The following is a 24,183-nucleotide window of genomic DNA, read 5'->3' on the forward strand; positions in this document are numbered from 1 at the left end:
ATTACATACGCTCCGGCACCTCGATGCCGAGCAGGTTCATGCTGGCCTTGATGGTGCGGGCCGTCTGGGCCGACAGCGCCACCCGGAAGGCGCGCTTGGTTTCGTCGGTTTCCTGGAGGACGGGTACTTCGGCGTAGAAGCGGTTATAGGCTTTCGCCAGGTCGTAGGCGTACTGGGAAACCACGGCGGGCGAGAAGCTGCGGGCGGCTTCGGCTACTACGCTGCCGTAGCGGGCCAGCTCCTCCACCATTTCCCGCTCTGTTTTCTCCAGGGCGGGCAAAGTGGTGAAGTCGGCAGCCTCGGCAATCCCCATTTGCTGGGCCTTGCGGCGCAGCTGGGCAATACGGGCGTGGGAGTATTGAATGAACGGGCCGGTGTGGCCTTCCAGCTGCACCGACTCCTCGGGGTTGAACAGCATCCGCTTCTTGGGGTCCACTTTGAGCAGGTAGTACTTCAGCGCGCCCAGGCCCAGGGTATGGAACAGTTGGGTTTGCTCGTCCTCGGTCAGGCCCTCGATTTTGCCCTTTTCCAGCGTGGCGGCCTTGGCGGCTGCCACCACTTCGCGCACCAGCTCGTCGGCGTCGACCACGGTGCCTTCCCGGGTTTTCATCTTGCCGGTGGGCAAGTCCACCATGCCGTAGCTGAGGTGGTGAATGGCGGCCGCGTAGGGCTTCTCCAGCTTCTGGAGGGTGGCCTGCAGCACCTGCATGTGGTAGTTCTGCTCGTCGGCAATAACGTAAATGCTCGAGTCGTAATGGAAGTCGCCGTACTTCAGCTCGGCCGTGCCCAAATCCTGGGTCAAATACACGCTGGTCCCGTCGGAGCGCAGCAGAATTTTCTGGTCGAGGCCCTCGGCGGCCAAGTCAACCCAGGTCGAGCCGTCTTCCTTACGGTAAAACAGGCCGCGGTCCAGGCCTTCCTGCACCCGCTCCTTGCCCAGCAGGTAAGTGCCCGACTCGTAGTAGAACTTGTCGAAATCCACGCCGATGGCGGCGTAGGTGGCGTTGTGGCCCTCGTACACCCAGCCGTTCATCTGCTTCCACAGGGCCACCACGGCCTCGTCGCCGGCCTCCCACTTCTGCAGCATGTCCCGGGCTTCGAGCATCAGCGGAGCCGACGCCTTGGCCACGTCCTCGGCCACGCCCTCGGCCACAAGCTGCTTGACCTGCTCGCGGTAGTGCTTCTCGAACAGCACGTAGTACTTGCCCACCAGATGGTCGCCCTTGATGTTGTCGGACTGCGGCGTTTCGCCGTGGCCGAACTGCTGGTAGCCCAGCATCGACTTGCAGATGTGGATGCCCCGGTCGTTGACCAGGTTCACCTTCGAGACGGTGGCGCCGGTTGCCTTCAGAATCTCGGCCACGGAGTAGCCCAGGAAGTTGTTGCGCAAATGGCCCAGGTGCAGGGGCTTGTTGGTGTTGGGCGAGGAATACTCCACTACCACATTCTGGGGGCCGCCGGTGGGCACGGGCGCGCCGTCGGGGCGCTGCACGAGCTGGGCAAACCGCCGCAGCCACTCCGCGTCGGCCACTTCCAGGTTCAGAAAGCCCTTGACCACGTTGTAGCCGCTGATGCGCGCGTCGTTGGCCGTCAGCCACTCGCCCAGGGCCTGCCCGATCTGCTCGGGGCCCTTGCCCAGGGCTTTGGTCAGCGGGAAGGTGACGAGCGTGAAGGAGCCGGCAAACTCCTTGCGGGTGGGCTGGATGGTCAGCTGGGTAGCGGGTACTTCAGCGCCGAAAACCTGCTGAATGGCGGCCACGAGGGCCGTTTTGATGTCTTGTTCGAGTTCTTGCACGGGGTGCGGAATATAGAGCGAGGCGCCGCCGAATCCGGGTTGCCCGGCGGGAATACTAGGCGCAAAAGTAGCGGAAGCGGCGGCGGGGTCCAACTGGAACCGGCCGCCGCTTCCGCAGCGCGCGAAATCAGGGTGTGGACTCCGCCTACGAGGTGCCGCCCCGGCCGGCCGTCACGTCCTGCACGCGCAGGTGGTCCTGAATGGCGTCGGTGGCGGCTTCCAGGATGTCGAAGGCGTTTTTGGCCATGGTGTTTTCCCGGTCGAGAGTAGGGTTGATTTCCACCATCTCGAAGCACACCACCCGGTCGTTGTCGAGCAGGGCGCGGCACAGGCCGATGGCTTGCTGCACGTCGAGGCCATCGACGACGGGCGTGCCGGTGCCCTTCGAGAAGCGCGAATCCAGGGAATCCACGTCGAAGCTGATGTAGACCAGGTCGCAGAAGCGCAGCTGCTCGTAGATTTCGCGGGCCACCTGCCGCGGCCCCTTGGCCTTGAACTCGGGCAGCTTGAAGTTGCGGATGCCCAGGCGCTCAATCACGGCGTCTTCCTGCTCTTCCGTGTCGCGCACGACCACGTACACCAAGTGCTCGGGCTTGAGCTTGGGGCCTTCCTCGCCCAGGTTTTTGAGCCGGCGCCAGAAAAACTCGGTTTCGGGCTCCACCACGTTGCGCTGGCACGCGAGGTTGTCCTCGCCCAGGGCCATGGCCAGGGGCATGCCGTGCACGTTGCCGCTGGGGGTGGTGTAGGGCGAGTGAATGTCGGCGTGGGCGTCAATCCAGACCACGCCCAGGGTTTTGTGCGGGTAGGCGGCCTTGATGCCGGCAATGGTAGCGGCGGCGTTGGAATGGTCGCCGGCCAGCACCAGGGGAAATTCGCCAAACCGGAGCGTCTGCTCGACGGTGCTGGCAATGCCCTTCTGCACGGTGTATATCGAGTCGATATGCTTGGCGAAGGGGAAATGATTTTTGTCGAACAAGACGTGGTTCTGATCCGGCACGGCCACGGCGTTGAAGCGGCGGAAGTAGTCGGAGCCTTTGTTCAGACAGGCAATCCGGAGGGCGTCGACCCCCAGACTGGCCCCACGAGTCCCGGCTCCGAGCTCGGAGCGGACTTCAATGAGCTTGATGCGGCGCATATAGTTACATGGGCAAAAAAGGGTTAAAAGGGTTAGATGCTTGCCGATTGAGCGGGTGGGAATTCCTCTCAGGCTTGACGCGCACGGACCTTCCGCCGCGACCAACGAACAAAGCACAACCAAAACCCCGCGGGCGGGGTATCTTTGCGGGCTCTAAGTTCGGAAAAAGCTTTTGCCTTCGGAAATACCAAGCTGAACTGTTTGTAGTCGCCAACCGGCCCCGGCGCCAATGGGCGGCCGTTTTTCTCTTTCCATAGCCCTTCTCCCCTTTTCTGCCCGCATGGATACCTACCACGACCTGATTTCCCAGACCTTCGACTTTCCCACCGACGAGTTCCGCGTGGAGCAGAACGAGCTGCGCTTCCACGACATTGACCTGATGGCCCTGGTGGAAAAGCACGGCACCCCGCTGCGCCTGACCTACCTGCCCAAAATCAGCTCCCAGATTCAGCGGGCCAAGGAATTATTCCGGCTCGGCATCGAGAAAACCGGCTACTCGGGCCGCTACTCCTACGCCTACTGCACCAAGGCCTCGCACTTCAGCTTCGTGGTGGAGGAAGCCCTGAAAAACGACGTGCACATCGAAACCTCGTCCTGGTTTGACACCAACATCATCCGGGCCATGCACGCCAAGGGCAAGGTCACGAAGGACACCTACATCATCTGCAACGGCTTCAAAACCGAGGAGTACAAGCGCGAAATCACGGCCCTGATCAACGACGGGTTCAAGAACTGCATGCCGATTCTGGACTCGCCCAACGAGGTGGAGTACTACCACGACAACGTGCGCGAGAAGTGCAACGTGGGCATGCGCCTGGCTTCCGACGAGGAGCCGCGCTTCCAGTTTTACACTTCGCGCTTGGGCATCCGCTACGCCGACGCCATTCCGCTCTACGAGCAGAAGATCAAGGAAGACCCGCGCTTCGAGCTCACGATGTTGCACTATTTCATCAACACGGGCATCAAGGACACGTCGTATTACTGGTCGGAGCTGAGCCGGTTCGTGCACAAGTACTGCGAGCTGCGCAAGGTCTGCCCCACCCTGACCACCATCGACATCGGCGGCGGCCTGCCCATCCAGACCTCGATTCAGAAGGAGTACGATTACAAGTACATGATTGAGGAGATTCTGCGCACCATCCAGCGCATCTGCGGGGAGGAAGGCGTGCCCGAGCCCCACATCTTCACCGAGTTTGGCATCTTCACCGTGGGCGAGTCGGGCGCGACCATCTACAGCATTCTGGATGAGAAGCTCCAGAACGACAAAGAGCTCTGGTACATGATTGACGGCTCCTTCATCACCAACCTGCCCGACACCTGGGCCCTGAACCAGCGCTTTATCATGCTGGCGCTGAACGGCTGGGAGAAGAAGTACAAGAAAATCCAGCTCGGCGGCCTGACCTGCGACTCCCAGGACTACTACAACGCCGAAAAGCACATCTACCAGGTGTTTTTGCCCGAGCGTAAGCCCGCCACCGATGCCAAGCCGCTCTACGTGGGCTTCTTTCACACCGGCGCCTACCAGGAAAGCCTCTCGGGCTACGGCGGCGTGAAGCACTGCCTGATTCCGGCCCCGAAAATGGTGATTCTGGACCGCGCCGCCGACGGTACGCTCACCGACTACGTTTTTGCCGAGGAGCAGAACGGCGAGTCGATGATGCGGATTCTGGGGTATTCGAAGTAACGAAGCCGTCAAAAACTTCCGGCCGGCATACTTGGCCGGGCCGGCCGGAAGTTGTACTTTTGATGTTGGCAACATTTACCAACCCTCTCGTTTCGACTTACATGAAAAAGCTACTTCTGCTGGCCTCCGTGGCCGTTCTGGGCCTCGGGTCCTGCAACAAGGTTAAGTGCCCGGCCTACACCAGCACGAAAGCCGCCAACCGCGTTTCGTCGCCCATCACGGCCTCGACGGAAACGGCTCCGGCTGCCCGCCAGTAAATTAGAAGTAGCGCAAGCTTTCTATCCGGCCTGAAAAAGCCCGCTTTCCAGCAACGGAAGCGGGCTTTTTCGTGCAGTAGCTGTATTCAGAGCGGCCTGCTTCGCGGGGCTCAGCAGGCCGCTCTGATTCACTTATGAGCCGGCCAGAATAATATCCACCGCCTCCGCCAGACTCGCGGCCCGGGGCTGAAAGTCCAGCTTTTCGGTGTGGCCGATGAGCAGGCCGCGCACCCCGGCCCGGGCCCCGGCTTCCAGGTCGCGGGCCCGGTCGCCGAGCATCCAGCACTGGGCGGGGTCGAGGCGGAAGCGGGCTAACCCCTTTTCCAGCAGCAAAGAGCCGGGCTTGCGCGAGAGGGTTTCACTCACGCTGGGGTGGCCGGGAGCAAAATAAAATGCGTCGATAAGGCCCCCGCAGGTGTCCTGAAGCTTCTGGTGGCAGGCGGCCACGTCGGCGGCCGAGTACAGCCCCTTGGCAATGCCGGCCTGGTTGGTGACGACGATGAGGCGGTAGCCGGCCGCCTTCAGCCGGGCCAGGGCCGCGGGCACGCCGTCGATAACCACAAAATCCGCGGGGCGCCACACGTAGTCCCCGATTTCGAGGTTGAGCACGCCGTCCCGGTCCAGGAAAACGGCTTTTTGGGGTTCGGCGGCACTGACAGGCTGGTTCATGGGCGGCAAAGCTACGGATTCCGGCCGGCTGCGGCGGCCCGCGAAATGGGCCTTACCTTTGCGGCCCACCAAGATTTGACGGGAATGAGAGTAGCCATTCTGGGCGGGGGCATTTCGGGCCTTACGCTGGCGTTTTACCTACAAAAGGCCGGCGTGGCCTACGACCTGTTTGAGGCCGGCGCGGCGGGCGGCAACATTCGCAGCCAGCACCTCGACGGCTACCTGCTCGAAACCGGCCCCAACTCCCTGCAGCTAAGCCCCGAGCTGGAGCAGCTGCTCACTGACCTCGACCTGAGCGCCGACATCCAGGATACGGCTGCCGTGAGCAAAAACCGCTACGTGCTGCGCGGCGGGAAGTACCGTAAGCTGCCCGGCTCCCCGCCCGCGCTGCTGGCCAGCCCGTTTTTCAGCCTCGGGGCCAAATTCAACCTGCTGCGCGAGCTGCGCCGCCCCGCCGCCGCCGTCGACCCGCTCGAAACCCTGGCCCACTTCTTCCGCCGCCGCTTCGGCGCTGAAATCGTGGACTACGCCCTCAACCCGTTTATCTCCGGAATCTACGCCGGCGACCCGGAAAAGCTGCTCGTGCACCAGACCTTTCCCAAGCTGGCGGCCCTGGAGCAAACCTACGGCTCGGTGATTCGGGGGCTGATGAAAAGCGGCGGCACGGGTGGGCGGCGGCGTATTGTTTCCCTGCGCAATGGCCTGCAAACCCTGACCGACACGCTGGCCGCCCAGCTCACCCACTACCACGGCAACACGCCCGTGGCGGCCCTGCGGCAGCCAGCACCCGGTACTTATCAGGTGCAGACGGCCGCCGGTCTGCAGCCCGAAACCTATGACGCGGTAGTGCTGGCCCTGCCCACCTACGCCGCCGCGCCCCTGCTCCAGCCGTTGTTTGCCGAAGCCGCCCGCGCGCTGGCCGCCGTGTACTACCCGCCCATGACGGCCATTTACACGGCTTACCACCGCGCCGACGTCACCCACCCGCTTGACGGCTTTGGGGCCCTGCATCCGAAGGTGGAGCAGCCTTACGCCGCGGGCAGCATCTGGACCAGCTCGATTTTTCCCGACCGGGTGCCGGCCGGCCAGGTGCTCTTCACCACGTTTGTGGGCGGGGCCCAGTACGAAGCCCAGGCCCGACAGTCCGAAGCCGAGCAGAAAAGCGCCGTACACGCCGAGCTCAGCAAGTTCTACGGCATCCGGGCCGTGCAACCCGTCTGGCAATACCGGTACTCTTGGGACAAAGCTATTCCCCAGTTCGACGCGCACATCGTGGCGGCCCACGCGGCCGTGGATGCGCTGGCCGGGCAGGGAATCTACGCGGCGGCCAACTGGCGGGCGGGCGTGGGCGTGCCCGACTGCATCCGGCAGGCCCGGGTCCTGGCCGAAAAAATTTCTGCCCTCCCAGGCTGATTCCATATCTTTGGGGCACTTATGAACGATGGGCTCGTCCTGATACCTACTTACAATGAGCGCGAAAATGCGGAGCTGATTATCCGCAAGGTATTTTCGTTGCCCCAGGCGTTTGATGTGCTCATCATCGACGACAGCTCCCCCGACGGTACGGCCGACATCGTGCGGGCTCTGCAGCAGGAGTTTCCGGGCCGTCTGTTTCTGGAGGAGCGCAAGGGCAAGCTGGGCCTGGGAACGGCCTACCTGCACGGCTTCCGCTGGGCCCTGGCCCACGGCTACGAGTACATCTTCGAGATGGACGCCGACTTCTCCCACAACCCCGAGGACTTGATGCGCCTCTACCGCGCCTGCGCCGTGGATGGCTACGACATGGCCATCGGCTCGCGCTACATTCAGGGCGTGAACGTGGTCAACTGGCCCATGGACCGGGTGCTGATGTCGTGGTTTGCCTCGGCTTACGTGCGCTTCATTACCAGCATGCCCATTGCCGACGCCACGGCCGGCTTTAAGTGCTACACGGCCCGGGTGCTGCGCGTCATCACCCGCGACCATATCCGCTTCGTGGGCTACGCCTTCCAGATTGAGATGAAGTGGCTGGCCTACAAATACGGTTTCCGCATCGTGGAAGTGCCCATTATCTTCACCGACCGCACCCGCGGAGCTTCCAAGATGACCAAGGGCATCTTCAAGGAGGCGTTTTTCGGCGTGGTGCAGATGAAGGTGGGCAGCTGGTTTCGCAAGTTTGAGCGCAGCGGCCCCGACGCCGTGGCCCCCGCCGGCCCCCATTCGGCCGCGTCGGCAACTCCCGCCCCCGAGTCCCGGTAAGCCCTAACGGGGCCCGCGCATAGGGCGTCCTACCGGGAGTGTGCTATCTTGGGGAGCTAATGGAAATCACTCCTGTCTTCTGGGTAGGCTTTAATGCCTTCGTGCTGGCGATGCTGATGCTCGACCTGCTCGTGTTCAACCGCAAGGCGCACGTCGTCTCGATTCGGGAGGCCCTGGGCTGGAGCAGCTTCTGGATTGCCCTGTCCCTGACGTTTAACTACCTCGTTTACCGCTACCTGGGCAAGCAGGCGGGGCTGGAGTTTCTGACCGGCTACCTGATTGAGAAGTCGCTGAGCGTGGACAATCTGTTCGTGTTCCTGCTCATCTTCACCTACTTTCAGGTGCCGCTGCAGTACCAGCACAAGATTCTGTTCTGGGGCATTATCGGGGCGCTGGTGCTGCGGGCCATCTTTATTCTGGCCGGGGCGGCGCTGCTGGCCAAGTTTCACTTCCTGATGTACGTGCTGGGCGCCTTTCTGGTGTACACCGGCATCAAGATGGCAACCAGCGCCGGCGACCCGGAAATTGACCCCGACAGCAACCCCGTCGTCAAGTTTCTGAGTCGCCATTTGCCCATTACCAGCAAGCTGGAAGGGGGTAAGTTTTTCGTGCGCAAGGAAAAGCTGCTCTTTGCCACGCCCCTGTTCATCGTGCTGGTGATGGTCGAAACCACCGACGTGCTGTTCGCCGTCGACTCGATTCCGGCCATTCTGGCCATTTCCCGCGACACGTTTATCGTCTACACGTCCAACGTGTTTGCGCTACTGGGTTTGCGGGCTCTGTACTTTGCGCTGGCGGGCCTGATGAAGCTGTTTCACTACCTGCACTACGGCCTGTCCCTGATTCTGATGTTTATCGGGGGCAAGCTGCTGCTGGCCGAGCTTTACGAGCTGCCCATGCTGCTGTCATTGGCCGTGGTGGGGCTGATTCTGGTGGTATCGGTGGTGGTATCCCTGATTTTTCCGAAGCGGGAGAAGCTGGCCGAGTAAGCATTTTTTGCCCGCTCTAATCCCGCAAGATTCGGGTTGAAGCCGGCGGCCGGGGCCCGTACTTTTGCCTCCTCACCCCTGCTTTTCTGCCATGTCTTCCTCCCAAGCCGCCCTCGACTACGCCCGTGTCGAACAGGCCATTGCCTTCATTGCCGCCCACGTCACGGAGCAGCCGTCCCTGGAGCAGATTGCGGCCCACGTGCACCTGAGCCCGTTTCACTTCACCCGCCTGTTTACCCGCTGGGCCGGCACCAGCCCCCAGCGGTTTCTGCGCTTCCTGACCAAGGAGTACGCCCGCCAGGTGCTCTCCGAGTCGGGCAGCCTGCTGGCGGCCACGTACGAAACCGGCCTGTCGGGCGCCGGCCGCCTCCACGACCTGTTCGTGACCTACGAGGCCATGACGCCGGCCGAGTACCGGGCCCAGGGCGCTGGCCTCACGATTCACTACGGCTTTCACCCCACGCCCTTCGGCGAAGCCCTGCTCAGCCTCACCGACCGGGGCATCTGCGGCCTGTCGTTTCAGCCGGCGGCGGAGCGGGAGCCGGCCCTGGCCGCCCTGGCTGCCTCCTGGCCCCGGGCCAACCTGCTCGCCGACCCCGGCCGCACGGCCGCCGTGGCTGCCCAGCTTTTTGCCCCGCCTGCCGCCGACGCCCAGCCCCTGCCCCTGCTACTCCGGGGTACTAACTTTCAGATCAAGGTGTGGGAAGCCCTGCTGCGGATTCCGGCCGGGGCCGTAGTGTCCTACCGCGACGTGGCCGCCGCCCTCGGGCAGCCCGGGGCCAGCCAAGCCGTGGGGGGAGCCGTGGGCGCCAACGCCATTGCCTACCTGATTCCCTGCCACCGCGTGATTCAGCAGCACGGCGGACCAGGCGGCTACCGCTGGGGCAGCCTGCGCAAGCAGGCCCTGCTGGGCTGGGAAGCCGCCCGGGTAGATCTGCCGTCCTTGGCTTGACCTCAGGTATTCTCGAAAACAAAAAGCCCCGCCGGACGAAATTCGGCGGGGCTTTTTGTTGGCTGCGGCCCGCTTACTGCTTGGGCTTGGGCTCTTCAGCGGGCGGAGCGGTGTTCGTATTCACGCCCTCATCCGGGGCCTGCCCCCCGAGCAGGTCAATCAGGTTGAGGGGCTCAAACTGCGAGGAGTCGGCGGCCAGCACGGTGCGGGTGGTATCGGGGCGCACGGCGCGGAAGATGGAGCCGTGGGCACGGCCGGGAAAGCTCAGGTTGTAGGTCAGCGTCTCCCGGTCGTTTTGCCCGATCAGGCCCTTGCGCACCATCAAATCGGCAATCAGGTGGTGGAAGTAGCGGGCACTGCTGCGCATTTCCCCGTACTGGTTGAACGAGCGGCTGAAGTACTTGGGCCGCGGAATGATGCTGGCCAAGTACAGGCTTTCCGACAGGTTCAGGTTGGCCGGCTGCTTGTCGAAGTAGAACTTCGACGCTTCCGAGGCCCCGTAGATTTTTGGGCCCCACTCGATGATGTTCAAATACACCTCAAACATGCGCTCCTTGGGCACGAGCCGGGTGTTTTCGAGCAGCCACACAATCAGGGCTTCCTCAATCTTGCGGGTCACGGTTTTCTGCCGGGTCAGAAACACGTTCTTCACCAGCTGCATCGAAATGGTGCTGCCGCCGCGGGCAAAGCGCTTTTCCTTGATGTTCTGAATGGCCGACTTCACGAAGGCCTTTTCCATAAAGCCCCGGTGGGTCAGGAAGCGCGGGTCCTCGGCCGTCATGATGGCGGCCTTCAGGTAGGGCGACACTTCGTCGTAGCGCACGAACTCGGGGTTGGAAGGTCCCACGGCGAAGGTTTTGATGGAGTCACCCTTGTCGTTGTAGGCCGTGTAGCGAAACTCCTCGTTGAGCTTGTTGAGGTCTTCGGCACCCATGCGGGTGATGCGGAAGTTTTTCGGCGTCAGGCCCGAGCTGAACTGCAGGCTGTCGAGCTGGTTCATGTCCAGGGCCAGGTGCATCTTGTAGGTGAGCGTGCCTTCGCCCTGCATGCCTTCCAGGGTGTTGAACATGCCCTCGGGCAGGGCCGCGAAGAACGTGTTGGCTGCCGTTTCGGCCGACTGAATATCGGCCTTCACCTGCAGGCCCGCCAGCGCCTCGCGGCGGTTGCGCACCCCGTTGACTTCCCGACCCACCACCCGCTGGTTCAGCGGCAGCTTGCGGATGCTGATGACGGGGAAGAACTCCATGCGGTTGAGCGTCACCTTGGTGCCCTTGTCCAGGGCCACGAAGGCCTGCCCCAGCCGGGCCACGAAGTCGATGCCCCCGCGCGGGAAGCGCACGTCCCGGTCGGAGAGCTTAGGGTGGTTGACGATGAAGTTGGCCGCCGAAGCCGTGCCGCGCACGGTCAGCTCGTCGTCGGCCAGGTCCTTGTCGGTGAGGCTGAAGCGCAGCGTATCGAACTGCACCCGGGCCCCGTAGCGGCGCAACACGTAGGGCAAGGTCACGGGGCGGCGGTTGAGGCCGAACACCTCGGCGGCCAGGGCGTAGTCGCCGGGCTCGATGTGGCCCTGCACCCCCACGCGGTTTTCCACCGAGTCGATAACGGCCGTGAGCTGCCCGTTGATGTCGCCGTCCTCAATGGCCAGGCGCGGCATGGTGATGCGGGCCTGGTGGCGGGGGCTGTTGTAGGTGACCAGGAAGTTGCGGAAGTCGGCCTGGCCGGGCACGTTGTCGAAGCTGGCCTCGAGCAGCTGGTTGGCCAGCAGGGCGTAGTTGGTGCCCTTGGTCGTGTCGCGGGGCACTTCGGGCTGCTTGCCTTTCTTTTTGTAGAGAAAGGAGTAGTTGTCGGAATGAGCCGTTTTGCGGGCCGTCAGGCGGGCGTCGCTGATTTCGAGGTTGCTGAACACCGGCCGGCCCGCAAACAAGGACCGCACGCTCAGCGAGACGGTCATCAGCCGGGCTTTGAGCAGCGTGTCGGTGGGCTGGGCCTTGGGCACCAGGCTCATGCCGTCAATCTGCACCGTGTTCAGGTCGGTGAAGCGGGCCGGGCCCAGGGTCAAGGCCACGGGGTACTTGCGCTCCACCTTGGCCTTCACCTGCTGCAGGGCATAGGTGAGCAGCTCCTGGCGCTTGAGCAGAAACACGCCCAGGGCCACGCCCAGCAACACCACCAAGATGCCCAGGCCAATAGCTATTTTCTTTTTGGTTGCTGAAGTCACGCGAGCAAGTAGAGGAAAGGAAAGTGCGGCCGGGCCTGCCATATTCGGGCCAAACCCACCGCCGCTCGGAGCCCAAAGGTAGCGAAAAAGGCCCTTGCCTGAGTTTGCCCCGCGCCCTCATTCGCTACCTTTGACGCTCCCTGGCCAACTTTGTTTCCTTCCCGCATGACTGCTGCTGCCGACTTCGCCCTTCTCTCGCCCCTGACTGCCGTTTCGCCCCTCGATGGCCGCTACCGCCGCCAGACAATCCCGCTGGCCCCGTACTTCTCCGAGCTGGCCCTGATCCGCTACCGGGTGCTGATTGAGGTCGAGTACTTCATTGCCCTCTGCGAGTTGCCCCTGCCCCAGCTGGCGGAGGTCGACGAGGCGGTTTTTCCGGCTCTGCGCGGCCTCTACCAGCACTTTTCCCTCGACGATGCCGACGCGGTGAAGGCCCACGAGCGGGTCACCAACCACGACGTGAAGGCGGTGGAGTACTTCCTGCGCGACCAGTTTCAGGCCCTGGGCCTGGGGCAGTACCTGGAGTTTATTCACTTCGGCCTCACGTCCCAGGATATCAACAACACGGCCGTGCCGCTGAGCTTGCAGCAGGCGCTGCTGCGGGTGCTGCTGCCGGCCTACGCCCAGGTGCGCAACCAGCTGGCCACCCGCGCCACCGACTGGGAAGCCGTGCCCATGCTGGCCCGCACCCACGGTCAGCCGGCCTCTCCCACCCGCCTGGGCAAGGAAATCCAGGTGTTTGTGGCCCGGCTCGACGCCCAGGTGGAGCTGCTGGCTCAGGTGCCCTTCGGGGCCAAGTTCGGCGGGGCCACCGGCAATATGAATGCCCACCTGGTCGCCTATCCGCAGGTCGACTGGAAGCAGTTTGCCGACGTGTTTGTGCAGAACCGCTTAGGTTTGCACCGCAGCCAGCCCACGACCCAGATTGAGCACTACGACCACCTGGCCGCCACCTGCGACGGGCTCAAGCGCCTGAACACGATTCTCATCGACCTGGCCCGGGACGTGTGGCAGTACATTTCGCTGGGCTACTTCCGCCAGACCATCAAGGCCGGGGAAGTGGGCTCGTCGGCCATGCCCCACAAGGTGAACCCCATCGACTTTGAAAACGCCGAGGGCAACCTAGGCGTGGCCAACGCCCTGCTCGAGCACCTGGCGGCCAAGCTGCCCATCAGCCGCCTGCAGCGCGACCTGACCGACTCCACGGTGCTGCGCAACCTGGGCGTGCCCCTGGGCCACACCCTCATTGCCCTGACGGCGTTGCAGCGCGGCCTCGACAAGCTGGCCCTCGACGAAGCGGCCCTGCACCGCGACCTGGAAGCCAACTGGGCCGTGGTGGCCGAAGCCATCCAGACCATCCTGCGCCGCGAAGCCTACCCCGACCCCTACAACGCCCTCAAAGCCCTGACCCGCACCGGCGAAGCTATTTCCCAGGCCAGCCTCGGCACCTTTATCGACACGCTCGATGTCCGCGAGGCCGTCAAGCAGGAGCTGCGCGCCATTACCCCCCACACTTACGTGGGCCTGTAACGACGCCGGCCTATCCACACTGTTCCATCCTTCCTTATTCCTACGCTTATGAATCGACTCGTACTGCTTTCGGCCCTGCTGCTGGGGCCGGCAATTGCTCAGGCCCAGAGCTGGCAGTGGGCCACCGCGCCCACGGGGGCCGGCTACGCCCGCATTTACGCCACGGCCACCGACGCGGCCGGCAACTCGGTCGTGGCAGGCGACTTCACCGGCACCATCACCCTGGGCTCGACCACGCTCACCAGCGCGGGCAACCGGGACGTGTTTGTGGCCCGCCTCAACAGTGCCGGCGCCTTCACGCAGGCCGTGCGCGCCGGCGGCCCTGCCGAAGACTACGCCATTGACCTGGCCCTCGACGCCAGCGGTACGGCTACCGTGCTGGGCGGCTTCTACAGTTCCGCGGCTCAGTTTGGCCCCACCACCCTGAACCGGGTCGGTACCACCAACGGGGCGGAGGTGTTCGTGGCCCGCCTCAGCGCCAGCGGCACCTGGACCCAGGCCGTGCAGGGGGGTAGCCTGGCGGCCAACGTCCCCGCGGCCCTGGCCCTGGATGCGGCCGGCAACGCCGTAGTGGCGGGCTTTTTCTACGGCCCTTCCGCCGGCTTCGGCACCCTGAACCTGGCCAACAGCAACCCCTCAGGCGCTACCTCCGACGTATTTGTGGCTCGCCTCAGCGCCAGCGGCACCTGGACCCAGGCCGCCCGGGCCGGCAGCAATGCCGATGAGCAGGCGGAAGACGTGGACCTGGCCGCCGATGGCTCGGCCGTCGTGGTGGGCTCGTTTGTGGGTGCCTCGATGGGCGTTGGCAGCTTCACGCTGGCTAATGCGGACGCCAGCGGGCAAACCAACGACGCCTTTGTGGCCCGCCTGGGCAGCACCGGCACCTGGACCCAGGCCGTGCGCGTGGGCGGGCCCCTCTCCGACCAGGCCCGGCGCGTGGTCATTGATGCGGCCGGCAACGCCACCGTGGTGGGCTCCTTCAGCAGCCCGGCCGTCAGCTTCGGGACTATTGCGCTGACCAACGCGGACCCCACGAACGGCACCTCCGACGTATTTGCCGCCCGCTTCACGCCTGCCGGCACCTGGAGTCAGGCCCTGCGGGCCGGGGGCTCCGGCTCGGAAACGGCCCTGGCCGTGGCCATCAGCCCCAACGGGCAGGCTACCGTCGGCGGCCTGTTTTTCAGCGCCACTGCCCCGTTTGGGCCGGTAACGCTGACCAATACCAACCCGGCCGCCTCTTCCGCCGACCTGTTTGTGGCCCGCCTCAACAGCGCTGGTACGGCCTGGACCCAGGCCGTGCGCGGCGGGGGCATCAACAACGACGCCGTTCTGAATCTTTCCCTGACCAGCACCGGCGAGGCCACCGTGGCCGGCATTTACCAAAACTCCACCGTCATCGGCTCGACTTCCCTGACGGCTTCCACGCTCGATGACGCCTTCTACGTGGCGCGCACCAGCGGCCTGACTCTGGGCACCCACCGGGCCGTGGCGGCCGAAGTTCTCCGGCTCACGCCTAATCCGGCCCGTACCGCCGCTGCCTTCGCGCTGCCCGCCACCCCCGAAGCCCGCCCCGTGCTCGTGCTCGACGCCCTGGGTCGGGAAGTGCGCCGCCAGGTGCTGCGCGCCGGGGCCACTACCACCACGCTCGACGTGACGAGCCTCGCGCCCGGCCTGTACGTGGTGCGCTGCGGGGAGGCCTCCGGCCGGCTGGTAGTGGAGTAAAGTCCGCGGCCGTTTCACCAAAGCCCCGGTTGCCCGTCGCGGCGGCCGGGGCTTTTTTTATGGTGGGCATTGCCGATGGCGGCTTTTTCCGTGCTACCTGCGGCCGGCTTCGCCCCTTCGGCTACCTTTGCCGGATACTCTCTCCCGCATGGCTTCTCTCAACGGTACCCTGGTTCATCCCGACTGCCGCCACTTCCGTGGTGATATTCCCTGCCGCCCCAACAAGGAGCACGGCTACCAGTGCGCCGGCTGCCCCGTGTACGCGCCCGTGCAGCAGCGCATCCTGATCATCAAGCTCGGGGCCATCGGCGACGTTATCCGCACCACGCCTCTGCTGCGCCGCCTGCGCCAGGAGTACCCGAACAGCAAAATCACCTGGCTCACGCTCACGCCCGCCATTTTGCCTGCCGACGCCATCGACGAGATTCTCAAGCTCGACTTGCCCAGCGTGCTCCACCTGCAGGTCCGGGAGTTTGATTTGCTTTTCAATCTCGACAAGGACAAGGAAGCCTGCGCCCTGCACGACACCATCCGGGCCACCCAGAAGTTTGGCTACACCCTGCACCCGCAGTTCGGCGTGGCCTGGCCGGGCAATGGGCTGGCCAACCACAAGTTCCTGACCGGGGTGTTCGACGAGCTCAGCCAGCAAAACCAGAAGCCCTACGTCCAGGAAATCTTCGAGCTCTGCGGCTACGAGTTCCGCCACGAGGAGTACGTCTTCGACACCCACCAGGACAAGGGCTACAACTGGAGCCTGTTGCCCACGGGCCGGCCCCGCATCGGCCTCAACACCGGCTGCGGCGACCGGTGGACCACCCGCTTGTGGAGCGACGAGAAGTGGGTGGAGCTCATCGGTCAGCTGCAACAGGGCGGTTATGCCCCGGTGCTGCTCGGCGGCACGGCCGAGGATGAGCGCAACCAGCGCCTGCACGCGGCCACCGGCGCCGCCTACCTGGGCACCTTCCCCCTGGAGCAGTTCATCAACCTGATGTACCAGATGGATGGCATCGTGACCCAGGTGACCATGGCCATGCACATCAGCATTGCCCTGCAGAAGCCCACGGTGCTGATGAACAACATCTTCAACCCCTACGAATTCGACCTCTACGGCCGCGGCCAGATCGTGCAGCCCGACCGGCCCTGCGTGTGCTTCTACCGCGGCACCTGCAAGCTCGGCACCAGCTGCATGGAAGAGCTGCCCGCCCAGAAGGTGTTCGAAGCCGTGCAGGCCAGCGTGCCGACGCTAGCTGGGAATTAATCAATTGTGAGCTTTCGGACAGTATAGCTCGTCCCGACCTGGATGCGCAGGGAGTAAAAGCCGGGCTTAAGCGTTGATACATCCAGGTAATGCCGCAAGCCGGAGCTGGGCAGCGCCGCTGACGTACGATAAACCACCCGGCCCAGCAAATCGGTCAACTGCATTGCCACCTGTGACTCCGTGGCCACGCCGGGCACCATAACCGCCAGTTGGTCGTGCCCGGGATTCGGGTATACTGTAGTTTCCTCCAGCCAGGCCGGGGCGGTGGCCAGAATGGTGTTGTCGGTCAGTGACGCCAGGAAGCCGACTCGCCCTATTCCCTGAATGCTTCGGCTGCCGAACACAAGGGGAATTGGTCCTGCCCCAATCAAGTGCAGCTGCTTTCCACCTACGGCCACGCCCTTCGCGCTGTCATCTCCGGTGCTCCCCCCTTGCTGCACCCAATCAAAGCGGGCACTGCTGCCCGAGTCAATCACTTTGGCCAGAAACACGTCGTACAGGCCAGCCGAGGTAAGGGTGGTAAGTGCCGGAAAGGATATGGGGTCTTTAAAGCCGCCGCTTACGTAGATGCTGGTACCACTAATCCCTATCCCATTGGCGTAGTCATTGCCGACGCCCCCGGCTTGCTGCGCCCAGGCAAATCCGGCAGTAGTCCCGGTATCCACGACCTTGGCTACAAATATGTCGCTCGTGCCCGTGCCCGCCGCGTTGGCCAGAACGTAACTGCCAAAGCTGGCCGTACTACTCTCAAACGTTCCTGTCACGTACACGTTAGGGCCCTTCAGCCCAATAGCATTGGCGTACTCATTCTGCAGGCCGCCGGCGCGTTGGGCCCACTGGAAGCTGGCCGTACTGCCGGCATCGGTAAGCTTGGCCACGTAGGCATCCGTGGTATTATTGCTGGCAGTGTTGGCGTTGGTCAGCGTGGTAGTGCCAAAGTCCGCCGCAGAGCTGTAGAAGTAACCGGTCACGTACACGCTGCTGCCATCCGCTACTACTCCCTGCCCATAGTCATAATCGAGCCCCCCTGCCTGCTGCGCCCAAACGAAGCCCGTGCTTGTTCCTTGATCTAGGAGCTTCGCCACGTACACGTCGCCGCCGAAGTTGTTGTTGCTCACATTGGAGAGCACAGTAGCCCCAAAGCTGGCCGCCTGGCTGTAGAATTCTCCAACCACGTAAACGCTTGAGCCATTGACGGCCAGGGCATGGGCATAGTCGCTTTCGGTACCGCCCGCCCGCTTGGCCCAGTCAAAGTAGGCCATTGGACCAGTATCCGTGAGCTTGGCGACAAAAATATCCGGATCAAGGTTGTTGCTGGTCACATTCGTGAGCACAGAGTTGCCAAACATGGCCGTAGCGCCTCTGAAGTTTCCGGCTATGTAGATACTGGTTCCGCGCACAGCAATAGCATTCGCAATGTCTTGGCCCGGACCGCCAGCCCGCAGCGCCCATACAAAGCTCCGGGCAGCGCTACTCCACTTCACAACAAAAACGTCCTCCGAGCCGGCGCTGGTTAGCGTCAGGCTGCCAAAGACGACAGTGCCCTGAAAAGAACCCGTTAAATACACATTGCCAGCCGCATCAGCGGCAGTGGCGCTCATTGCGGGCGCGTTGCCCCCGGTCTGGCCAGCCGCTATTGCGGCCTGCCAGGCAGGCGCCTGGGCAAACGAAACGGTAGTGGCAAGCCATAAGAGCATGGCTACCAGTCCACCTTTACTTAACCGTAAAAATCGTGGTAGAATAAAATTAATCATCTCTACAAGAACGAAAGGATAGAAGTACTCTGTAAAGTAAGCCCTATTCGCTGCGTATCACCCAAACCAGCTTGTTAGTATGTAGTCTGCTGACGGGCATCAGACTTGCCGGGCTGCCCCACGGCCTTCAGCGCGGCCACCATCTCGCTCCAGGAGAATTCCTTTTTCTTGGCCCACACCCCGGCGGTGAATTCGGCTTCGCGCTGGTGCTGGTAGAAATCCACGAGGGCGTCGGCAATGGCCTTGGGCGTGGGCTTGACCACGTAGCCCACTTCCCCATCGGGAATCAGCTCGGCTAGGCCGCCCACGTCGGTGACCAGCATGGGCCGCTCGAAGTGGTAGGCAATCTGCGAAACCCCGCTCTGGGTGGCGTTTTTGTAAGGCTGCACCACCAGGTCGGCGGCGCAGAAATAGTCGACCACCTTTTCGTTCGGGATGAAGTCGGTGGCGCGCACGAGGCGGCTTTCCAGGTCGTACTGCTTGATGAGGGCCTCGTAAGGCGCGGCATCCTCATAGTACTCGCCGGCAACAATGAGCTTGACGGGCAAAGCGCGCAGCCGCTCATCGGCAAAGGCTTCGAGCAGAATGTCGAGGCCCTTGTAGGCCCGGATAAAGCCGAAAAACAGCAGGTAGCCGAACTGCGGGTCGAGCTTCAAGGCCGCCAACGCGGCGGGCTTGGGCTTGAGGGGGCCGAAGTTGTCGTAAAGCGGGTGGGGCTGGTACTGGGCGGGCTGCTTGAAGTGCAGGCGGCGCAGGTCGGCCAGCACTGCGCGGCTCATGGTCACGAAACCGTGGCAGGCCGAGAGGAAGTAGCGCGTGAGCACCCGGTCGCCGGGGCGCTTTTCGTGGGGAATCACGTTGTCGGTAATGGCCACGACGCGGGTGTGGCCGTTGCGGCGGATGCGGCGGGCAATGTAGCCCAGGGCCGGGCCCATAAACGGCAGCCAGAACCGGAAAATCACCAGGTCCGGCTTCTCGCGCCGCAGCTTTTCCCCCACGGTCCACCACGAGAGCGGGTTCACCGAGTTGATGCTGACTTCGATGTCGAGGTCCTCGGGGCCGGGCTCGGTGCTGAATTGAGTCTGGCCCGGAAACAGGAAGTCGGGGTACTGCAAACTGAACGTGACGAGCCGCACTTCGTCGCCGGCCGCGCGGAAAGCCCGGGCCAGCCGCTCGTTGTAGGTAGCCAGCCCGCCCCGCAGCGGGTAAGCCGGCCCGATGATGACGACTTTCATACGTAGATCGGTTAAGCCCTAAAATCGACTGTCATCCTGAGCCTGCGAAGGACCTTGCCAGGGCAGAACGAGAGACGTAACAACGACTCGTGCTGACGTGATAAGGTCCTTCGCAGGCTCAGGATGACAGTTTAAAAAGTTATCTTGTCAGTCAATATTCAGCTTTTCCCGAATCAGGTACTGGTTCTTGCGCGGGCCGCTGAGCTGGACCATCTCGGCCAGAAAGCCGGCCAGAAACAGCTGTACGCCCACAATGACGGCCACCAGCGCCAGGAAAAACAGGGGCTGGTCGGTGACGCCGCGGGCGTGCTGGTTGTGGAAGGCCAGATACCACTTCTGCCCCACCAGCCAGAGCGTAATCAGCATCCCGACCAGAAACGAGAGGCTGCCCATGGTGCCGAAGAAGTGCATGGGCCGCCGCCGAAACCGGCTCACGAACGTGATGCTGAGCAGATCCAGAAAGCCGTAGACGAAGCGCTCCAGCCCAAACTTGGTTACGCCGTACTTGCGCTCCTGGTGCTGGACGGCCTTTTCGCCGATGCGGCCGAAGCCGTTCCACTTGGCAATGACGGGAATGTAGCGGTGCATTTCCCCGTACACCTCGATGCCCTTGACCACGCGCTGGTCGTAGGCTTTGAGGCCGCAGTTGAAGTCGTGGAGCTGAATGCCCGATATCTGTCGGGTCACGCCGTTGAAGAGCTTGGTCGGGATGGTTTTGCTCAGCGGATCGAAGCGCTTCTTTTTCCAGCCGCTGACCAGATCGTAGCGGTCCTCCACAATCATGCGGTAGAGCTCGGGCAATTCCTCGGGCGAGTCCTGCAGGTCGGCATCCATGGTGCACACCACCCGGCCCGCGGCCTCCTTGAAGGCCGTGTTCAGGGCCGCCGACTTGCCGTAGTTGCGGTTGAAGCGGATGCCGCGCAGGTGGGTGTCGGTCTGGGCCAGCTCCTCAATCACGTCCCAGGACGCGTCGGTGGAGCCGTCGTCGACCAGAATCACCTCGTAGGTCAGCCCGTGCTGGGTCAGCACCCGGTTGATCCAGCGCGTGAGCTCCGGCAGGGACTCGGCTTCGTTGAGCAGGGGAATGACGATGGACAGCTCAACGGGGAAATGCGGGGACAAACGCTTACTCAAACTCGGGGCGGGTGTTTTTGGTGACGGCGGAAACAATCAACGACAGAATAAAGCCAATCAGAATCGAGCCCAGAATGGCAAAGACAATGGCCATCGGTCCGGAGCTGAACTTCTGCGACATGGCCACGGCGCTGTCAATCTGCGCGTCGTCCATGCCATCCGCCTCCAGTTTGGCCCGCATGGCTTCCACGGCGCGCTGGGTGGAGGAAGAGTCGATAAACTCGGTGTAGACGTAGCGGAAGATGGCGCCCATCACCCCGGACACCAGCGAAATAATGGTGCCGATGCCCAGGCCCTGGCTGTAGGACATGAAGCCGCCGTTGTTGGCCTTGAAAAACTTGTGCGCCATTACCACGCCCACCACCCAGATAACTAGGCCCAGCATGCTCAGTGGCACGTTGGTTTCCTGGCCGGTGGCCATCAGGATAAAGGAGAAGATAATCGAGGCCAGGCCCGTCAGTAAGCCATAGCGCAAGGCAACGGAGGTGGTGGTAACGGAGGGAGTAGACGTGTTTTCCATGGGGAGTAGGGAAGGGTTTGGAGAGAAAGGAAAGAATTGGGTGATACTATTTCCGAAAGAAAATCCCTCCTGGCACACTCAACAGCACTCCCAACAGGAATTTCTTAATAAAGTCGTCCGTGGTCAGGCTCTGCTCGTCGAGCTGCTGCAGGCCCTGAATCGTTTGCTCGTATTGGGCCTTGCCCCCCTTCTGCCGCAGATACAGCGCCTTGGTGCCCTCGGCAATCTTAATCATTTCGGCTTTGCTGCGCTCAAGCTGCGCCGGGCCGGCCACCCGCGCCAGCCCGTACACGCTGGCCGCCGACAGCACCGCCATAAAGATGGTTATCAGCAGGCCTACTCCCACGGCGCGCTTCAGCCCCGGGCCCTCGGGCCGAAAGTACCGGCGCAGGCTCCACTGCCCCACCGGCACGGCCAGCAGCAGGAACAGGGCCATGATTTTTTTGGGACCAAACGGGTCGTTGTCGGTCAGGTACAGGCCCAGCACCCAGAGCCCACTCAGCAGGCCGGCGCCCCCGCCGAAGAGCAGGGCCGTGCGCAATACCGGTTTATCGGGCGAAATAGAAGATTCCACGCGTCATGTTAGAGTAAGGCGGCAAGTTAGAAGAGTTTGCGCAAACTACTTCCGCGCCCGGGCTCAGGCGGCCACCGCCACGGGCTCCGTTTTCCGCACCCGACCTTGCCAGCGCAGCAGCAGCACCTCGGCCAGCAGGCTCGCCAACGCCAGCCACAGGCAGTAGCGCCACAGGGGTGTACCCACGCGCTCCGCCTTGTATTGGGCCGCCACCGACTGTCCCAGGCCGGTTTCGTAGACCTGCACGTTGGGGTGGTTCGGGCCAATGAGCTGCCGCAGTTCCGCCGCCGAGTAGCTGGCCAAGTCCGATTCCCGCTTGTCGACGTTGAAAGCCAGCGTGGTGAGGGGCTTGCCGTTGCGGGTGAGCGAGTAGAAGCCCGGCTCCTTCATACCGGCCGGCACCTCAAACCGCAACACGCCCGCCTGCATCCGCTGGCTGGGACTGAACGTCAGGCTGTCCTGCACCAGCTTCACTACGGCTTCCCGCACCTGGCTGCGGGCTTCGTCGGCGCCCAGCGCTACCGGCACCGTCCCTTCGTTCAGCCGGTACGCCAGCCGCTGGTCGGTGCGGAAGCTTTGCATAGCCAGCCGGTACATCACGGGCACAAACAGCGCGTGGCTGGAAAAATCGGAATAGCCGCCGCTAAACGGGGCCGCAAACAGATACACCAGGCCCCGGCCGCTGCTGAAGCCGGCCAGGTAGCCGTCCCCGTCGCGCAGGCGCAGCACGTCGGTACCCGAGCGTGCCCAGCGCAGCACCGGAGCCGCTTTTGGCATCACGGCCTGCCGGCTTTGCCCGGCAAATACATCCCGAAAAAACGGATTCTGCAGGCTGGGCTGGGCCACGTCCCGCAGCACCGGTGCCCCCGACGGCGACGTCTCCCACTGCACCGAACCTACTCCCAGCTCCCGCAGCAGCTGGTCATAGGAAGCGCGCACTGCCGCCGCGGCCGGCGGCACGATAACCACCGTGGCTCCCTGCTGCACCCGCTGGCGCACGGCCTCGCGCAGTCCCGCGTCCACTTGAGGAACTTCCTGGAGCAGAATCATATTCGCTGCCGCTAGGGCGCTGTAGTCTAGGCGCTGGGGCTGGCTGCCGGAGTAGGCAAACAGCGGCTCGTTACCATACAGCCGGCGCGTGTTGTCCCCGGCGTCCGGGCTCACGTCCAGCACCCGAATCCGGGGGGAAGGCTGCAGGGTGAAGTAATAGGTGTTATCAAACGTCACCGGGAAGTCCTCCAGCTCCACGCGGCAGGTCTGCAACGCCGCGTCGTTCAGGCGGAGTCGGATGGTCGATATAGCCGTGCTACGGGCCGCTACGGCCGTGCGGTAGGCAGCCACCTGCTGCGGCCCGACAAACACTTTCACCTGACAATCCGGAGCCGCCACACTGCCACCGTTGCGCAGCCGAATCCGCAGGCTGATATCAGTTCCGGTTCGCACGAAGGCGTCGTCCAACAGCACGCTGTCCACAAACACATTCTGCGTCGGCTTACCGCCCAGCGGCACCAGAAATACTTGCTGAGCGGAGTCGGCTACCAGTTGCCGCGGCGTAAAGCTGTTCTTCTGGAAATCTGAGAAGACAAATAGCTGCCCAGCTTTACCCCGGGCTTTCAGCCGCTCGACCTGCCCCGCTACCGAGGGCGCCGCCCCCGACACGGCAAGCGCATCAACCGCACTTCGGAATGCCGCCGCCGACAGTTGGGTGTTGTTGCCAGGCAGCGAATACCGTGTGCTTGCGGGATAAGCTGCCGGTAATTCTCGCGCCTCACTGACGGCACGCTCGAATAGGGGCTGGTCAGTATCACTGAGCGCCTGCATACTGGGCGAAGTGTCGACTACGGTTGCCACTGCCCCAGCCCCGCCGGTGCCGGCATCAGGGCGCGCAGCCGGAATAAACGGCTGACAGAACATCAGTACTAGAAACACCACGAAGCAAATCCGGGCCAGCAACACCAGCAGATGCTTAACTTTCCGCTGCCGCGCCGTTACCAGCTTGATTTCGCGGATAAACCCAACGTTGGTAAAGAGTAGCCGCTGTGGCCGCCGGAGCTCAAATAAATGAATGGCAACCGGAATGCCGACCGCCAGCAACCCCAGCAAAAACCACGGATAGGTAAACGTCATGTAGTAGTGCGTAAGTCCGTGAAGATAGAGACAAATTATCCTCTGCCACGCTGCATTACCTTTCTCCATACTACAGCTAGCGCATTTCTGCCCACAATTGAGCTACAGATTCCAGCAAGGTTGGCTTGGTTAGAGGTAACGAGCCCTTATCTCGCCTCTAGCCTCACGGATTCGTAGCCGTCTCCATCCGATTCGTCAAGCAGCAAGCAGCCTATGTATATAACACCACAACCGCCCCAGCCGTTTAGTACGACTGGGGCGGTTTTACGAGGGGAGCTTATCCTGCCTGCCCCGTCCCGCGGCGGCTAGCCGGCGGCGGCGGGGGCACCCGGCCGGGCGCGGGGGAGAGCCGGCGCGCGCGGCACGGGGCCGGCGCGCGTGCGCGGGGGGTG

19 protein-coding genes are annotated in these 24,183 nt (G+C 63.1%); 9 read left to right on the top strand and 10 right to left on the bottom strand.

From position 1 onward, the window contains the following. Nucleotide 1: 1 nt before the first annotated feature. A complete protein-coding gene (gene argS, locus EWM57_RS13850; protein WP_129921749.1) occupies nucleotides 2-1,795 on the bottom strand; it encodes an arginine--tRNA ligase in 1,794 nt (597 codons plus the stop codon). A gap of 145 nt (nucleotides 1,796-1,940) precedes the next feature. Further along, nucleotides 1,941-2,930: an arginase gene (locus tag EWM57_RS13855; RefSeq protein WP_129921750.1), complete on the bottom strand. Its 990-nt coding sequence runs from the start codon at nucleotides 2,928-2,930 to the stop codon at nucleotides 1,941-1,943. A gap of 280 nt (nucleotides 2,931-3,210) precedes the next feature. On the opposite strand from EWM57_RS13855, the gene EWM57_RS13860 reads away from it, so the two are divergent. Next, entirely contained in the window at nucleotides 3,211-4,614 is a 1,404-nt protein-coding gene (locus tag EWM57_RS13860; RefSeq protein ID WP_129921751.1) for a type III PLP-dependent enzyme domain-containing protein, read from the top strand. A 101-nt stretch (nucleotides 4,615-4,715) separates the two neighbouring features. Then, the gene (locus tag EWM57_RS21180; RefSeq protein WP_165370514.1) at nucleotides 4,716-4,871 is read left to right on the top strand and encodes a hypothetical protein; all 156 of its coding nucleotides are present in this window, start codon (nucleotides 4,716-4,718) and stop codon (nucleotides 4,869-4,871) included. A 132-nt stretch (nucleotides 4,872-5,003) separates the two neighbouring features. Here the strand turns inward: EWM57_RS21180 and EWM57_RS13865 are convergent, their stop codons facing one another. Then, nucleotides 5,004-5,540 (bottom strand): D-glycero-alpha-D-manno-heptose-1,7-bisphosphate 7-phosphatase, encoded by a 537-nt coding sequence (locus tag EWM57_RS13865; RefSeq protein WP_129921752.1) that lies wholly within the window; start codon nucleotides 5,538-5,540, stop codon nucleotides 5,004-5,006. Nucleotides 5,541-5,624: 84 nt separating this feature from the next. Here EWM57_RS13865 and hemG point away from each other — a divergent pair, with 84 nt between their 5' ends. From hemG to EWM57_RS13885, 4 genes are all read left to right on the top strand, one after another. Then, nucleotides 5,625-6,953, top strand: a complete 1,329-nt coding sequence (gene hemG, locus EWM57_RS13870; protein ID WP_129921753.1) for a protoporphyrinogen oxidase — start codon at nucleotides 5,625-5,627, stop codon at nucleotides 6,951-6,953. A gap of 21 nt (nucleotides 6,954-6,974) precedes the next feature. Beyond that, nucleotides 6,975-7,778 carry a polyprenol monophosphomannose synthase gene (locus EWM57_RS13875; RefSeq protein ID WP_129921754.1) on the top strand — a complete coding sequence of 268 codons (804 nt, stop codon included), beginning with the start codon at nucleotides 6,975-6,977 and terminating at the stop codon, nucleotides 7,776-7,778. 59 nt (nucleotides 7,779-7,837) lie between these two features. Next, complete coding sequence (locus tag EWM57_RS13880; protein WP_129921755.1) at nucleotides 7,838-8,767, top strand: TerC family protein; 930 nt, start codon at nucleotides 7,838-7,840, stop codon at nucleotides 8,765-8,767. 91 nt (nucleotides 8,768-8,858) lie between these two features. Beyond that, the gene (locus EWM57_RS13885) at nucleotides 8,859-9,719 is read left to right on the top strand and encodes a methylated-DNA--[protein]-cysteine S-methyltransferase (protein ID WP_129921756.1); all 861 of its coding nucleotides are present in this window, start codon (nucleotides 8,859-8,861) and stop codon (nucleotides 9,717-9,719) included. A 73-nt stretch (nucleotides 9,720-9,792) separates the two neighbouring features. Here the strand turns inward: EWM57_RS13885 and EWM57_RS13890 are convergent, their stop codons facing one another. Continuing rightward, on the bottom strand, nucleotides 9,793-11,937 hold the full coding sequence (locus EWM57_RS13890) for a transglycosylase domain-containing protein (RefSeq protein ID WP_165370515.1): 2,145 nt from the start codon (nucleotides 11,935-11,937) through the stop codon (nucleotides 9,793-9,795). Nucleotides 11,938-12,102: 165 nt separating this feature from the next. On the opposite strand from EWM57_RS13890, the gene purB reads away from it, so the two are divergent. From purB to EWM57_RS13905, 3 genes are all read left to right on the top strand, one after another. Then, nucleotides 12,103-13,467 (top strand): adenylosuccinate lyase, encoded by a 1,365-nt coding sequence (gene purB, locus EWM57_RS13895; protein ID WP_129921758.1) that lies wholly within the window; start codon nucleotides 12,103-12,105, stop codon nucleotides 13,465-13,467. Nucleotides 13,468-13,515: 48 nt separating this feature from the next. Continuing rightward, complete coding sequence (locus EWM57_RS13900; RefSeq protein WP_129921759.1) at nucleotides 13,516-15,189, top strand: T9SS type A sorting domain-containing protein; 1,674 nt, start codon at nucleotides 13,516-13,518, stop codon at nucleotides 15,187-15,189. A gap of 148 nt (nucleotides 15,190-15,337) precedes the next feature. After that, nucleotides 15,338-16,447, top strand: coding sequence for a glycosyltransferase family 9 protein (locus tag EWM57_RS13905; RefSeq protein ID WP_129921760.1), 1,110 nt, complete (start codon nucleotides 15,338-15,340; stop codon nucleotides 16,445-16,447). Here EWM57_RS13905 and EWM57_RS13910 read toward each other — a convergent pair. From EWM57_RS13910 to EWM57_RS13935, 6 genes are all read right to left on the bottom strand, one after another. Beyond that, nucleotides 16,444-18,201, bottom strand: coding sequence for a T9SS type A sorting domain-containing protein (locus EWM57_RS13910; RefSeq protein WP_129921761.1), 1,758 nt, complete (start codon nucleotides 18,199-18,201; stop codon nucleotides 16,444-16,446). The two genes, EWM57_RS13905 and EWM57_RS13910, sit on opposite strands and share 4 nt — an antisense overlap. Before the next feature lie 74 nt (nucleotides 18,202-18,275). Beyond that, nucleotides 18,276-19,436, bottom strand: coding sequence for a glycosyltransferase (locus EWM57_RS13915; RefSeq protein ID WP_129921762.1), 1,161 nt, complete (start codon nucleotides 19,434-19,436; stop codon nucleotides 18,276-18,278). Between the two features lie 147 nt (nucleotides 19,437-19,583). Beyond that, complete coding sequence (locus EWM57_RS13920) at nucleotides 19,584-20,558, bottom strand: glycosyltransferase family 2 protein (protein ID WP_242510072.1); 975 nt, start codon at nucleotides 20,556-20,558, stop codon at nucleotides 19,584-19,586. A 4-nt stretch (nucleotides 20,559-20,562) separates the two neighbouring features. Next, the gene (locus EWM57_RS13925) at nucleotides 20,563-21,090 is read right to left on the bottom strand and encodes a DUF4199 domain-containing protein (protein ID WP_129921764.1); all 528 of its coding nucleotides are present in this window, start codon (nucleotides 21,088-21,090) and stop codon (nucleotides 20,563-20,565) included. Nucleotides 21,091-21,136: 46 nt separating this feature from the next. Next, nucleotides 21,137-21,664: a DUF4199 domain-containing protein gene (locus EWM57_RS13930; RefSeq protein ID WP_129921765.1), complete on the bottom strand. Its 528-nt coding sequence runs from the start codon at nucleotides 21,662-21,664 to the stop codon at nucleotides 21,137-21,139. 63 nt (nucleotides 21,665-21,727) lie between these two features. Continuing rightward, nucleotides 21,728-23,791, bottom strand: coding sequence for a BatA domain-containing protein (locus tag EWM57_RS13935; RefSeq protein WP_165370516.1), 2,064 nt, complete (start codon nucleotides 23,789-23,791; stop codon nucleotides 21,728-21,730). Nucleotides 23,792-24,183 lie beyond the last annotated feature (392 nt).

Source organism: Hymenobacter persicinus, assembly GCF_004167665.1.
In the GTDB taxonomy this organism is placed as follows: Bacteria; Bacteroidota; Bacteroidia; order Cytophagales; family Hymenobacteraceae; genus Hymenobacter; species Hymenobacter persicinus.